This window comes from Citrobacter sp. wls710 (assembly GCF_005281115.1).
Taxonomy (GTDB): domain Bacteria; phylum Pseudomonadota; class Gammaproteobacteria; order Enterobacterales; family Enterobacteriaceae; genus Citrobacter; species Citrobacter werkmanii.
The window spans coordinates 96,488-111,128 of record NZ_SZXD01000035.1 but is presented as its reverse complement, the minus strand read 5'-3'; the positions used below and the strand labels follow the sequence as shown (position 1 = coordinate 111,128).

Genomic DNA, 14,641 nt, shown 5'->3' with positions numbered 1-14,641 from the left:
CCTTGCTTTCATATTCCAGTTGTCGGGACGTCAACATTTCGTTAAAGTCACGCCCCTTCTTCACTGGCATGGGGATTTTTACGGTGTTTATTGGTTTTGACTACGGTACGGCAAACTGTTCAGTGGCCGTTATGCGAGATGGGCAGCCACAGTTGCTCAAAATGGAAAATAACAGCACGCTTCTGCCCTCAATGCTTTGTGCGCCAACACGCGAAGCGGTCAGCGAATGGCTGTATCGGCATCACGACGTTCCAACCACGGATGATGAAACGCAGGCGTTACTGCGCCGTGCGATGCGCTATAACCGCGAAGAAGATATCGATGTTAATGCCAACAGCGTGCAGTTCGGTCTGGCTTCGCTGGGTCACTATATTGACGATCCGGAAGAGGTGTACTTCGTTAAATCACCAAAATCCTTTCTCGGTGCCAGCGGTCTGAAACCGCAGCAGGTTGCGCTGTTTGAGGATCTGGTCTGTGCCATGATGCTGCATATTCGTAATCAGGCACAAAGCCAGTTGCCGGAAGCCATCACCCAGGCCGTTATTGGTCGCCCAATCAACTTCCAGGGTTTAGGTGGCGATGACGCCAATATTCAGGCGCAAGGTATCCTTGAACGTGCGGCAAAACGCGCTGGTTTTCAGGATGTCGTCTTTCAGTACGAACCGGTAGCAGCTGGTCTGGATTACGAAGCCACGCTGCAGGAAGAAAAACGCGTATTGGTCGTGGACATTGGCGGGGGTACAACCGACTGTTCATTGTTGCTAATGGGACCACAATGGCATCAACGCGCCGATCGCGAAAACAGCCTGCTGGGGCACAGCGGCTGCCGCGTAGGCGGGAACGATCTGGATATTGCGCTGGCCTTTAAACACTTGATGCCGCTCCTCGGCATGGGTGGAGAAACGGAAAAAGGCATCGCCTTACCTATTCTGCCCTGGTGGAACGCGGTCGCGATTAACGATGTCCCCGCGCAAAGTGAGTTCTACAGTAGTGCCAACGGACGCTTATTAAACGATCTTGTACGTGACGCCCGGGAAGCCGATAAAGTCGCGCTGTTGCTCAAAGTCTGGCGCGAGCGTCTGAGCTACCGCCTGGTGCGCAGCGCAGAAGAGAGCAAAATCGCGCTGTCCGACCAGAACATAGTTACGGTGGCAATACCGTTTATCAGCGAAACGCTGGCCACCGATATCAGTCAACACGGACTGGAAACCGCGCTTAATCAGCCCCTGGCGCGCATTCTCGAGCAGGTGCAACTGGCGCTGGAAAACGCGCAGGAAAAACCGGACGTGATTTACCTGACCGGCGGCAGCGCGCGTTCACCGCTGATCAAAAAAGCTCTCGCAGAGCAGCTTCCGGGGATCCCAATTGCCGGTGGCGATGATTTCGGTTCCGTTACCGCTGGACTGGCCCGCTGGGCTGAGGTTGTTTTCCGCTAAGCCGCTCGCAAGCTGAAAGGTGTGCATATTGACATCACCGTTGCTGTGGCTTATTTTCAGGAGTGAGGGTTAGGGAGGGCTTCCCCTCCCCCTGGTGTCTTAGTAAGCCGCGAAGCTAATGACTAAGAATATCACCAGTATGATGACGTGCTTCATCATAACCCTTTCCTTATTTTGGCCCCTTCCTCGGGAGGGGCTTTCCCGTTCCAGCGTCCCGCTGAAATCTCTGGCTTACCTCCTTTTTGCCTTGAACGCACTCTAACGCACTATTTCTTGTTCGCCGTTTTCAACGCTAAATGTTGCGTAACGCCTCGCAAAGCCGCATCAGCATTCAGACGAATCCCGACAGTGTTTCATAATTCCTCCATTTTTCTCCCTTGTTCGCTGGCTAAACTAGTATCATTCCGCGAATCGTTTCAGGATGAGAAACCCATAACAATGAAAGGCAGTAACAAATCCCGCTGGGTGATAGCAACTGTGATCGTCGTGACCGCCATCGCCGCATTCTGGTTCTGGCAAAGCCGCAGTGAACCCCAGGGCACCGCACCCGGCGCGACCAAACCAGCGCAGCACTCGCCAGGAGCTGGGCGTCGTGGTATGCGTTCCGGGCCGTTGGCTCCCGTTCAGGCCGCCACCGCCACCGAGGAAGCCGTTCCACGTTATCTGACGGGGCTAGGCACTATTACTGCCGCCAATACCGCTACGGTGCGAAGCCGGGTAGATGGCCAGCTCATCGCGTTACACTTCGCGGAAGGGCAACAGGTAAAAGCCGGCGACTTGCTGGCAGAGATAGACCCCAGCCAGTTTAAAGTTGCTCTGGCTCAGGCGCAGGGGCAACTGGCAAAAGATAAAGCCACGCTGGCGAATGCCCGTCGCGATCTTGCGCGTTATCAGCAGTTGGTAAAAACCAATCTGGTCTCCCGCCAGGAGCTGGATGCCCAACAGGCGCTGGTAAATGAGACGTTAGGGACAATCAAAGCGGATGAAGCCAGCGTCGCCAGCGCCCAATTGCAGCTCGACTGGAGCCGTATAACCGCGCCTGTCGATGGACGGGTCGGTCTGAAACAGGTGGATGTTGGCAACCAGATTTCCAGCGGTGATACCACCGGCATCGTCGTCATTACACAAACCCACCCCATCGACTTGATATTCACCTTACCCGAAAACGACATCGCCACCGTGTTGCGGGCGCAAAAATCGGGGAACCCGCTGAAGGTCGAAGCCTGGGACCGTACTAATTCGCAAAAACTCAGCGAAGGCGTCCTGCTGAGCCTCGACAATCAAATCGACGCAACCACCGGAACCATCAAAGTTAAGGCCCGGTTTAACAATCAGGATGATGCCTTATTCCCAAATCAGTTCGTTAATGCCCGCATGCTGGTCGACACGGAACAAAATGCCGTTGTTATCCCCACAGCAGCCCTGCAAATGGGTAATGAAGGTCACTTTGTCTGGGTGCTTAACAGCGACAATAACGTCAGTAAACACCTGGTTAAACCGGGTATCCAGGATAGCCAGAAAGTGGTGATTGCCGCCGGACTGTCCGTGGGCGATCGCGTAGTGACCGACGGTATTGACCGCCTGACGGAAGGGGCCAAAGTTGAAGTCGTAGAGGCGCACGACACCTCTGTAACAGACGAAAAAACTACGCCGCGCGGCAACGGAAAAAAAGGAGCTAACTCCTGATGCAGGTGTTACCTCCTGGCAACTCAGGCGGCCCATCGCGCCTGTTTATTCTGCGCCCCGTCGCCACCACGCTGCTGATGGTCGCCATTTTATTGGCAGGTATTATTGGTTATCGCTTCCTGCCGATCGCCGCTTTACCAGAAGTGGATTACCCCACAATTCAGGTCGTAACGCTCTACCCCGGCGCCAGCCCGGACGTTATGACTTCGGCGGTGACCGCGCCGCTTGAGCGTCAGTTTGGACAAATGTCCGGCTTAAAACAGATGTCCTCGCAAAGCTCCGGCGGTGCTTCGGTCGTCACGTTGCAGTTTCAACTGACGCTCCCGCTGGATGTCGCCGAGCAGGAAGTTCAGGCCGCCATTAATGCCGCCACCAATTTATTACCGGGCGATCTGCCTAACCCGCCGGTCTACAGTAAGGTAAACCCGGCGGATCCACCAATCATGACGCTGGCTGTCACCTCCAGCGCGATGCCGATGACGCAGGTGGAAGATATGGTCGAAACCCGCGTCGCCCAGAAAATCTCTCAGGTTTCCGGCGTGGGTCTGGTGACGCTTTCCGGTGGGCAACGTCCGGCTGTCCGCGTGAAGCTTAATGCGCAGGCCATTGCCGCGCTCGGTCTGACCAGCGAAACCATCCGTACGGCCATTACCGGCGCCAACGTCAACTCGGCTAAAGGCAGTCTTGATGGCCCAACGCGCGCCGTCACGCTCTCAGCTAACGACCAGATGCAGTCTGCGGATGAATATCGTCAGCTTATTATTGCCTATAAAAACGGCGCGCCGGTTCGTCTGGGCGATGTCGCGAGCGTTGAGCAAGGGGCAGAAAATAGCTGGCTGGGCGCATGGGCCAATAAGCAACAAGCCATTGTGATGAATGTTCAGCGCCAGCCGGGGGCAAACATCATTTCCACTGCTGACAGCATCCGCCAAATGTTGCCGCAGCTCACTGAAAGCCTGCCTAAATCAGTAAAGGTCAGCGTGCTTTCCGATCGTACAACCAATATTCGTGCATCCGTAGCCGACACCCAGTTTGAGCTGATGTTGGCGATTGCACTGGTTGTTATGATTATCTACCTGTTTCTGCGCAATATCCCGGCAACGATTATACCCGCGGTCGCCGTGCCGCTGTCGCTAATTGGCACCTTCGCGGTGATGGTTTTTCTTGATTTCTCTATCAATAACCTGACCTTAATGGCGCTAACCATCGCCACCGGCTTTGTGGTGGATGACGCCATCGTGGTGATTGAGAACATTTCACGTTATATCGAAAAAGGCGAAAAACCGCTGACCGCCGCCCTGAAAGGTGCGGGCGAGATTGGTTTTACCATCATCTCTCTGACATTTTCGCTGATCGCCGTGCTGATCCCACTGTTGTTTATGGGCGATATTGTCGGGCGATTGTTCCGCGAGTTTGCCGTTACGCTGGCCGTGGCGATTCTGATTTCCGCCGTCGTATCACTTACCCTCACGCCGATGATGTGCGCGCGTATGCTTAGTCAGGCATCGTTACGTAAACAGAACCGCTTCTCGCGCGCCTCGGAACGGATGTTTGATCGCATTATCGCCGCGTACGGTCACTGGCTGGCAAAGGTACTCAACCATCCGTGGCTGACGCTCAGCGTGGCGCTTGGCACGCTGGCGCTAAGCGTCATGCTGTGGGTCTTTATTCCAAAAGGCTTCTTCCCGATACAGGATAACGGCATCATCCAGGGCACGCTGCAGGCACCGCAGTCCAGCTCGTTTGCCAGCATGGCCCAGCGTCAGCGTCAGGTCTCAGATGTCATCCTGCAAGATCCGGCGGTTGAGAGCCTGACCGCTTTTGTTGGCGTGGACGGCACCAATCCGGCATTAAACAGCGCACGTATGCAAATCAACCTTAAGCCACTGGATGAACGCGATGATCGCGTGCAGAAAGTGATCGCGCGGTTACAAGAGGCAGTAAACAACGTTCCCGGCGTCGACCTCTATCTGCAGCCTACGCAAGACCTGACGATTGATACTCAGGTCAGCCGGACGCAATATCAATTCACGCTGCAAGCAACCTCCCTGGATGCGCTCAGCACCTGGGTTCCCCAACTGTTGGAAAAGCTACAACAGCTACCGCAGGTGTCTGATGTCAGCAGTGACTGGCAGGACAAAGGGCTGGTAGCCTATGTGAACGTCAATCGCGACAGCGCCAGCCGTTTAGGTATCAGCATGGCAGATGTCGATAACGCCCTGTACAACGCCTTCGGCCAACGCCTGATTTCAACCATCTATACGCAGGCAAACCAGTATCGCGTCGTGTTAGAACATGACACCGACACGACGCCAGGGCTTGCGGCTATGGAGACTATTCGTCTGACCAGTAGCGACGGCGGCGTGGTGCCGCTCAGCGCTATCGCCAGCATTGAACAGCGTTTTGCTCCGCTGTCGATTAACCATCTCGATCAGTTTCCGGTGACAACCATCTCGTTCAATGTGCCAGACGACTATTCATTGGGCGATGCGGTACAGGCGATTCTGGATGCCGAAAAAACGCTTAACCTGCCAGCGAACATTACCACCCAGTTTCAGGGCAGTACGTTGGCCTTCCAGGCCGCGCTGGGTAACACTATCTGGCTGATTGTGGCGGCGGTTGTCGCGATGTATATCGTACTCGGCGTGCTGTATGAAAGCTTTATTCACCCGATTACCATTCTCTCCACGCTGCCCACGGCAGGCGTTGGCGCACTGCTGGCGTTAATGATTGCCGGCAGCGAACTGGACGTCATTGCGATTATCGGCATTATTTTGCTCATCGGTATCGTCAAGAAAAACGCCATCATGATGATCGACTTTGCCCTGGCCGCAGAGCGCGAACAGGGTATGGCGCCGCGTGAAGCTATTTTCCAGGCCTGTCTGCTGCGTTTTCGCCCGATCCTGATGACCACGCTGGCGGCGCTGCTGGGCGCATTGCCCCTGATGTTAAGCACCGGCGTGGGCGCAGAGTTACGCCGTCCATTAGGGATTGGCATGGTCGGCGGTCTGCTGGTAAGCCAGGTATTAACCCTGTTCACCACCCCAGTGATTTATCTGCTGTTTGACCGTTTATCGCTGTATGTGAAAAGCCGCTTCCCACGTCAGGAAGAGGAAGCGTAAATGAAATTTTTCGCGCTTTTCATTCATCGTCCGGTGGCGACTATTCTCATTTCTGTGGCCATCACTCTGTGCGGCATACTGGGCTTTCGTCTGCTACCGGTGGCCCCGCTGCCGCAGGTGGATTTCCCGGTGATTATGGTCAGCGCCTCATTACCCGGCGCGTCTCCCGAAACGATGGCCTCCTCTGTCGCCACCCCGCTGGAACGCTCTCTGGGCCGCATCGCGGGCGTGAACGAAATGACTTCAAGCAGTTCGCTTGGCAGCACACGCATTATTCTCGAATTTAAATTCGACCGAGACATCAACGGCGCTGCGCGAGACGTTCAGGCCGCAATCAACGCCGCACAAAGCCTGCTGCCTAGCGGAATGCCCAGTCGCCCAACGTACCGCAAAGCTAACCCTTCCGACGCGCCGATCATGATCCTGACGCTCACTTCTGATACGTATTCCCAGGGTGAACTGTACGATTTTGCGTCGACCCAACTGGCGCAAACCATCGCGCAAATCGACGGCGTGGGTGACGTGGACGTGGGAGGAAGTTCTCTGCCTGCCGTGCGTGTAGGACTCAACCCGCAAGCGCTGTTTAACCAGGGCGTATCGCTGGACGACGTGCGTAGCGCAATCGACAACGCCAACGTGCGTAAACCGCAGGGAGCGCTCGAGAGTGAAACCCATCGTTGGCAGGTACAAACCAACGATGAGCTGAAAACGGCAGCCGAATACCAACCGATTATCATCCACTACAATAACGGAGCTGCGGTGCGGTTAGGTGACGTTGCGTCTGTGAGCGACTCGGTACAGGACGTGCGCAATGCGGGGATGACCAATGCCAAACCGGCCATTCTGCTGATGATCCGCAAGCTGCCGGAAGCCAATATCATTCAGACGGTAGACAGCATTCGGGCTAAATTGCCGGAATTACAAACGCTGGTCCCGGCCTCCATCGATCTGCAAATCGCCCAGGACCGCTCGCCGACCATTCGCGCCTCGCTGGAGGAAGTTGAACAGACGCTGATTATCTCCGTGGCGCTGGTTATCCTGGTGGTCTTTGTCTTTCTGCGTTCCGGACGTGCAACACTCATCCCCGCCGTCGCGGTTCCGGTCTCGCTAATCGGCACATTTGCCGCCATGTATTTGTGCGGATTCAGCCTGAACAACCTGTCGTTAATGGCGCTAACCATTGCCACGGGTTTTGTCGTCGATGACGCCATCGTGGTACTGGAAAACATAGCCCGCCACCTCGAGGCGGGAATGAAACCACTTCAGGCCACGCTACAGGGCACGCGCGAGGTGGGCTTTACGGTTCTCTCCATGAGCCTGTCGCTGGTCGCGGTATTCCTACCGCTGTTGCTGATGGGCGGCCTGCCGGGGCGATTGCTGCGCGAATTTGCTGTCACGCTGTCGGTGGCAATCGGCATTTCCCTGCTGGTGTCACTGACATTAACGCCAATGATGTGTGGCTGGATGCTCAAATCCAGCGCCCCGCGCGAACAAACGCGTAAGCGGGGATTTGGTCGCGTGTTAGTGGCGCTGCAACAGGGCTACGGCACATCGCTTAAATGGGTGCTGCGCCATACGCGGCTGGTGGGCGTGGTATTACTCGGCACCATTGCGCTGAACATTTGGCTCTACATTTCCACCCCAAAAACCTTCTTCCCTGAGCAGGATACAGGCGTATTGATGGGCGGGATCCAGGCTGACCAAAGCATCTCTTTCCAGGCGATGCGCGGCAAACTGCAAGACTTTATGCAGATCATCCGCGACGATCCGGCGGTGAATAACGTCACTGGCTTCACCGGTGGTTCCCGGGTCAATAGCGGGATGATGTTTATTACCCTCAAACCACGCGATGAACGCCGTGAAAGCGCTCAACAGGTGATCGACCGCCTGCGCGTCGCGCTGGCCAAAGAGCCGGGCGCGAATCTGTTTCTGATGGCGGTGCAGGATATTCGCGTCGGTGGACGCCAGGCCAACGCCAGCTATCAGTACACACTGCTGTCCGACGATCTGGCGGCGCTGCGTGAATGGGAACCTAAAATTCGCAAGGCGTTAGCCGCCCTGCCCCAACTGGCGGATGTCAACTCCGATCAACAGGACAATGGCGCGGAGATGAATCTGATTTACGATCGCGACACCATGTCGCGTCTGGGAATAGATGTTGCCGCCGCCAACAGCCTGTTGAATAACGCTTTCGGACAACGGCAGATTTCGACAATTTATCAACCGATGAACCAGTACAAAGTGGTGATGGAGGTTGATCGACGTTACACCCAGGACATCAGCGCGCTGGACAAAATGTTCGTCATCAACAATGACGGTAAGGCGATCCCGTTATCGTACTTTGCCAAATGGCAACCGGCGAATGCCCCGCTGTCGGTGAATCATCAGGGCTTGTCCGCCGCGTCAACGGTGTCGTTTAACCTGCCGACAGGCTCTTCACTTTCTGAAGCGACGGAGGCCATCAACAGAACGATGACCCAGCTTGGCGTTCCCTCGACGGTTCGCGGCAGTTTTGCCGGTACGGCACAGGTCTTCCAGGACACCATGAACTCGCAGGTGATCCTGATTATCGCCGCCATCGCAACGGTCTACATCGTGTTGGGCATGTTGTATGAAAGTTATGTTCACCCGCTGACTATTCTTTCCACACTGCCTTCAGCGGGCGTTGGGGCTTTACTGGCGCTGGAGCTGTTCAATGCCCCGTTCAGCCTAATCGCCCTGATAGGGATCATGCTATTAATTGGCATTGTGAAGAAAAACGCCATCATGATGGTCGATTTTGCGTTGGAAGCGCAGAGAAACGGTAAGTTGCCACCGGAGGAAGCCATTTTCCAGGCTTGCCTGTTACGCTTTCGCCCAATAATGATGACCACGCTGGCTGCGCTGTTTGGCGCGCTGCCGCTTGTGTTATCAGCAGGTGATGGCTCCGAACTGCGCCAGCCTTTGGGGATCACCATCGTCGGCGGGCTGGTGGTAAGTCAACTCCTGACGCTGTACACCACACCCGTGGTCTATCTCTTTTTCGACCGTCTGCGTCTGCGTTTTTCACGTAAAAATAGCAAACCGGTAGCAGAGTTATGACAGAACTTCCCGACAGCACCCGCTGGCAACTTTGGATTGTGGCATTCGGCTTTTTTATGCAGTCGCTGGATACCACCATCGTCAATACCGCGCTTCCTTCGATGGCCGCCAGCCTCGGAGAAAGCCCGTTACATATGCATATGGTCATTGTGTCATATGTATTAACCGTTGCCGTAATGCTGCCCGCCAGCGGATGGCTGGCGGACAAAGTTGGCGTGCGCAATATCTTCTTCACCGCCATCATCCTGTTTACGCTTGGCTCGCTGTTTTGCGCCTGGTCCAGCACGCTCAACGAGCTGGTGATGGCGCGCGTCTTACAAGGCGTTGGTGGCGCGATGATGGTGCCGGTTGGCAGACTAACGGTGATGAAAATCGTCCCGCGTGAGCAATATATGGCGGCGATGACGTTTGTCACGTTACCCGGCCAGATTGGCCCATTGCTGGGTCCGGCGTTAGGCGGCGTTCTGGTTGAGTATGCCTCCTGGCACTGGATATTTTTGCTGAACATTCCGGTTGGCATTGTCGGCGCGATAGCAACGTTAATGCTGATGCCCAACTACACCATGCAAACGCGACGCTTCGATCTTTCGGGATTCGCGATGCTGGCGGTCGGCATGGCGGTGCTAACGCTGGCGCTCGATGGCAGTAAAGGAACCGGCATCTCCGGTATCACGCTGGCGGTGCTGGTTATCTGCGGGGCGTTGGCTATTGCGCTATATCTGAAACACGCCCATCGTAACCCACGCGCGCTGTTTAGTCTGAATCTGTTTCACACACCAACCTTCTCGTTAGGTCTGCTCGGCAGTTTTGCCGGACGTATCGGCAGCGGTATGCTGCCGTTTATGACGCCAGTGTTTTTACAGATTGGACTCGGTTTTTCACCTTTTCATGCCGGGCTGATGATGGTCCCGATGGTGCTCGGCAGTATGGGCATGAAGCGCATCGTGGTACAGGTCGTTAACCGCTTTGGCTACCGCCGCGTACTGGTCACTACAACGCTTGGCCTGTCTCTGGTCAGCCTGTTGCTGATGACCACCGCGCTGCTCGGCTGGTATTACGCCCTGCCCTTTGTGCTGTTCTTACAGGGAATGGTCAACTCAACGCGTTTTTCATCCATGAATACCCTTACACTTAAAGACCTGCCAGACGATCTTGCCAGCAGCGGCAACAGCCTGCTGTCGATGATCATGCAATTGTCGATGAGTATCGGGGTGACTATCGCTGGCCTGTTGCTAGGCATGTTTGGTCAGCAGCATATCGCTATCGACAGCGGCAGTACGCATACCGTCTTTATGTATACCTGGCTGTGCATTGCATTCATTATTGCTCTGCCCGCCATTATTTTTGCCCGCGTGCCGAACGACACGCAAACTAACGCGGTGATCTCACGGCGCAAAAGGAGCACCTGATGAAGTTCTGGCGGCCCGGTATCACCGGCAAACTGTTTCTGGCGATTTTCGCCACCTGCATTGTGTTGCTGATCAGTATGCACTGGGCCGTACGCATTAGCTTCGAACGTGGTTTTATTGACTATATCAAACACGGTAATGAGCAGAGGCTGCAAATGCTCAGCGACGCGTTGAGCGAGCAGTATGAGCAGCATGGCAACTGGCGGTTCTTACGCAATAACGATCGCTTTGTTTTTCAGATCCTGCGCTCTTTTGAACACGACAACGACGATGATAAACCCGGTCCCGGCATGCCGCCGCACGGCTGGCGTACCCAGTTTTGGGTTGTTGATCAAAACGCTCGCGTGTTGGTCGGTCCGCGCGCTCCGGTCCCTCACGACGGTATGCGCCATCCTATCCGCGTCAACGGTAGCGAAGTGGGTGCCGTGATTGCTTCTCCCGTAGAGCGCTTAACGCGAAATACGGATATCAATTTCGACATGCAGCAAAGACGCTCCAGTTGGCTTATCGTCGCGCTCTCCACGATTCTGGCGGCGCTGGCAACGTTTACGCTGGCGCGCGGCCTGTTGGCCCCGGTCAAACGACTGGTGGAAGGCACGCATAAACTGGCTGCAGGCGATTTCACCACCCGCGTTGCGCCGACCAGTACCGATGAGCTGGGCAAACTGGCGCAAGATTTCAACCAGCTTGCCAGTACGCTGGAAAAAAACCAGCAGATGCGGCGTGATTTTATGGCCGATATTTCTCACGAACTGCGTACGCCGTTGGCGGTGCTACGCGGCGAGCTGGAAGCTATTCAGGATGGCGTACGCCAGTTTACCCCCGACTCCGTGACCTCTTTACAGGCCGAAGTCGCAACGCTCACCAAACTGGTGGACGATCTTCATCAGCTCTCCATGTCCGATGAAGGCGCGCTGGCCTACCAGAAAACATCGCTGGATCTTATTCCCCTGCTGGAAGTGGCAAGCGGTGCATTTCGTGAACGCTTTGCCAGCCGGGGATTGACGATACAACTTTCTCTCCCGGACAGTATGACGGTATTTGGCGACAGGGATCGTCTGATGCAGCTGTTCAACAATCTGCTGGAAAACAGCTTGCGCTACACCGACAACGGCGGCGGGCTGCATATCAGCGCTGAACAACGTGAACGAATGGTGTTATTAACCTTCGCTGATTCCGCTCCCGGCGTGAGTGAAGAGCAGTTGCAGAAGCTGTTTGAACGGTTTTATCGCACTGAAGGCTCGCGTAACCGAGCCAGCGGTGGTTCCGGCTTGGGGCTGGCGATTTGCGTCAATATTGTACAGGCGCATAATGGTCTGATCCGTGCCGCCCATTCGCCTTTTGGCGGGGTTAGCATTACAGTAGAGCTACCGCTCGAACGCGATTTACAGAGAGATGTATGACAGAGTTACCCATTGATGAAAACACGCCGCGTATTCTGATCGTGGAAGACGAGCCCAAGCTGGGACAACTGCTTATCGATTATCTGCGTGCAGCAAGTTACGCGCCTACGCTCATCAGCCATGGCGATTTGGTGCTGCCTTACGTGCGTCAAACGCCGCCCGATCTGATCCTGTTGGATCTGATGCTGCCCGGTACCGATGGCCTGACCCTGTGTCGGGAAATTCGCCGTTTCTCTGAAATCCCTATCATGATGGTAACCGCCAAGATAGAAGAAATTGACCGTCTGCTGGGACTGGAGATTGGTGCGGATGATTATATTTGTAAACCCTACAGCCCGCGCGAAGTCGTTGCTCGCGTGAAGACGATCCTGCGCCGTTGCAAGCCACAGCGCGAACTGCAACAAATGGATGCAGACAGTCCGCTGATCGTCGACGAAGGTCGTTTTCAGGCGTCGTGGCGGGGGAAAATGCTCGACTTAACGCCTGCGGAATTTCGCTTACTCAAAACGCTGTCACACGAGCCGGGAAAAGTGTTCTCCCGCGAGCAGTTGCTCAATCATCTGTATGACGACTACCGCGTCGTTACCGACCGCACCATCGACAGCCACATTAAGAACCTGCGACGTAAGCTGGAGTCGCTGGATGCAGAGCAGTCCTTCATTCGCGCGGTGTATGGCGTAGGGTATCGCTGGGAAGCCGATGCGTGCCGAATTGCGTAATCAGCGATAGTCCAAATGATATCGGGTAAGGCGAAGCAACCACCAGCACAATGACTTTACCTGCCCGCCCCTCAGCGCTACAATGCCCGCCCTTAATATGGGGGCACTCCCCTAACCGCCTCATTAAGTGAGGCGAGTCTGACCTGTCATCAGAACGAGATAATTATGTTTAAACCGGAACTCCTTTCCCCGGCGGGAACGCTGAAAAATATGCGTTACGCTTTCGCCTATGGCGCAGATGCTGTGTATGCGGGCCAACCGCGTTATTCACTGCGCGTACGCAACAACGAATTCAACCACGAAAACCTGCAGCGCGGCATTAATGAAGCCCATGAACTGGGTAAAAAATTCTATGTGGTGGTTAACATCGCCCCGCACAATGCCAAGCTGAAAACCTTCATTCGTGATCTGAAACCGGTGGTGGAAATGGGGCCGGATGCGCTGATCATGTCGGACCCGGGTCTGATTATGCTGGTGCGCGAGAACTTCCCTGACATGGATATTCACCTGTCGGTGCAGGCTAATGCCGTTAACTGGGCGACGGTCAAATTCTGGAAGCAGATGGGGCTGACCCGCGTGATCTTGTCTCGCGAACTGTCGCTGGAAGAAATTGAAGAGATCCGTACCCAGGTGCCCGATATGGAGATTGAGATCTTCGTTCACGGTGCATTGTGCATGGCCTATTCCGGGCGCTGCCTGCTCTCTGGTTACATCAACAAGCGCGACCCGAACCAGGGCACCTGTACCAATGCCTGCCGCTGGGAATACAACGTGCAGGAAGGGAAAGAAGACGTGGTGGGCAATATCGTACATAAGTACGAGCCGATCCCGGTACAAAACGTCGAACCCACATTGGGTATTGGCGCGCCGACAGATAAAGTCTTTATGATTGAAGAAGCCCAGCGACCAGGTGAGTACATGACCGCGTTTGAAGACGAACACGGCACTTACATCATGAACTCGAAAGATTTGCGTGCCATTGCCCACGTTGAGCGTCTGACGCAAATGGGCGTGCATTCGCTGAAGATCGAAGGCCGTACCAAGTCATACTATTACTGCGCACGTACCGCGCAGGTTTATCGCAAAGCAATTGATGATGCCGCTGCCGGCAAACCGTTCGACCCGCAACTGCTGGAAACGCTGGAAGGTCTGGCGCATCGCGGTTACACCGAAGGGTTCCTGCGCCGCCATACGCATGACGACTATCAGAACTACGAATACGGTTTCTCCGTTTCCGAACGCCAGCAGTTTGTTGGCGAATTTACCGGCGAACGTAAAGGCGAACTGGCAGCCGTGCTGGTGAAAAACAAATTTACCGTCGGCGACAGCCTGGAATTAATGACCCCACAGGGCAATATCAACTTTACCCTTGAGCAGATGGAAAACGCGAAAGGCGAAGCCATGCCGGTTGCTCCGGGCGATGGCTACACCGTGTGGATGCCGGTACCTGAGGATATCGATCTGAATTATGCCTTGTTAATGCGTAATTTTGCCGGTGAGTCCACGCGCAACCCGCATGCTAAGTAGTTAATTACGGTTATTTTTCAGCGTTCGGAAGATTCTTAGAAATCGATCACATACCGTTTCGTTCATTAAGGGTATTATCCCACCCGCTGAAAAACATAACCCATAAATGCTAGCTGTACCAGGAACCACCTCCTTAGCCTGCGTAATCTCCCTTACGCAGGCTTATTTTTTACCTGCCGTTTAAACACGCCGGGTTCTCCCAATTCAAATCACTACAGTCAGGCGAAAAAAAACCGGGCATTACGCCCGGCTCATGAG

Annotated in this window: 9 protein-coding genes; 8 read left to right on the top strand and 1 reads right to left on the bottom strand. The window is 54.9% G+C overall.

The features are described 5' to 3' along the window. The first annotated feature begins 83 nt into the window (after positions 1-83). Positions 84-1,436 carry a molecular chaperone gene (gene yegD / locus FDX14_RS17130; RefSeq protein WP_137349928.1) on the top strand — a complete coding sequence of 451 codons (1,353 nt, stop codon included), beginning with the start codon at positions 84-86 and terminating at the stop codon, positions 1,434-1,436. Between the two features lie 99 nt (positions 1,437-1,535). On the opposite strand, the gene FDX14_RS17125 is transcribed toward yegD, so the two are convergent. After that, on the bottom strand, positions 1,536-1,595 hold the full coding sequence (locus tag FDX14_RS17125) for a type I toxin-antitoxin system Ibs family toxin (protein ID WP_137350000.1): 60 nt from the start codon (positions 1,593-1,595) through the stop codon (positions 1,536-1,538). Positions 1,596-1,874: 279 nt separating this feature from the next. Here FDX14_RS17125 and FDX14_RS17120 point away from each other — a divergent pair, with 279 nt between their 5' ends. From FDX14_RS17120 to trhP, 7 genes are all read left to right on the top strand, one after another. Next, positions 1,875-3,122: an MdtA/MuxA family multidrug efflux RND transporter periplasmic adaptor subunit gene (locus FDX14_RS17120; protein ID WP_137349927.1), complete on the top strand. Its 1,248-nt coding sequence runs from the start codon at positions 1,875-1,877 to the stop codon at positions 3,120-3,122. Then, positions 3,122-6,244, top strand: a complete 3,123-nt coding sequence (locus tag FDX14_RS17115; RefSeq protein WP_137349926.1) for an MdtB/MuxB family multidrug efflux RND transporter permease subunit — start codon at positions 3,122-3,124, stop codon at positions 6,242-6,244. The genes FDX14_RS17120 and FDX14_RS17115 overlap by 1 nt, the downstream gene beginning before the upstream one ends. Beyond that, the gene (gene mdtC, locus FDX14_RS17110) at positions 6,245-9,325 is read left to right on the top strand and encodes a multidrug efflux RND transporter permease subunit MdtC (RefSeq protein WP_137349925.1); all 3,081 of its coding nucleotides are present in this window, start codon (positions 6,245-6,247) and stop codon (positions 9,323-9,325) included. Next, positions 9,322-10,734, top strand: coding sequence for an MFS transporter (locus FDX14_RS17105; RefSeq protein WP_042307431.1), 1,413 nt, complete (start codon positions 9,322-9,324; stop codon positions 10,732-10,734). Before mdtC ends, FDX14_RS17105 begins: the two co-directional genes overlap by 4 nt. Next, positions 10,734-12,137 (top strand): envelope stress sensor histidine kinase BaeS, encoded by a 1,404-nt coding sequence (baeS, locus tag FDX14_RS17100; RefSeq protein ID WP_042307430.1) that lies wholly within the window; start codon positions 10,734-10,736, stop codon positions 12,135-12,137. Before FDX14_RS17105 ends, baeS begins: the two co-directional genes overlap by 1 nt. Then, positions 12,134-12,856, top strand: coding sequence for an envelope stress response regulator BaeR (gene baeR / locus FDX14_RS17095; RefSeq protein WP_043016895.1), 723 nt, complete (start codon positions 12,134-12,136; stop codon positions 12,854-12,856). Before baeS ends, baeR begins: the two co-directional genes overlap by 4 nt. Positions 12,857-13,021: 165 nt before the next feature. Then, entirely contained in the window at positions 13,022-14,383 is a 1,362-nt protein-coding gene (trhP, locus tag FDX14_RS17090; RefSeq protein ID WP_042307426.1) for a prephenate-dependent tRNA uridine(34) hydroxylase TrhP, read from the top strand. Positions 14,384-14,641 lie beyond the last annotated feature (258 nt).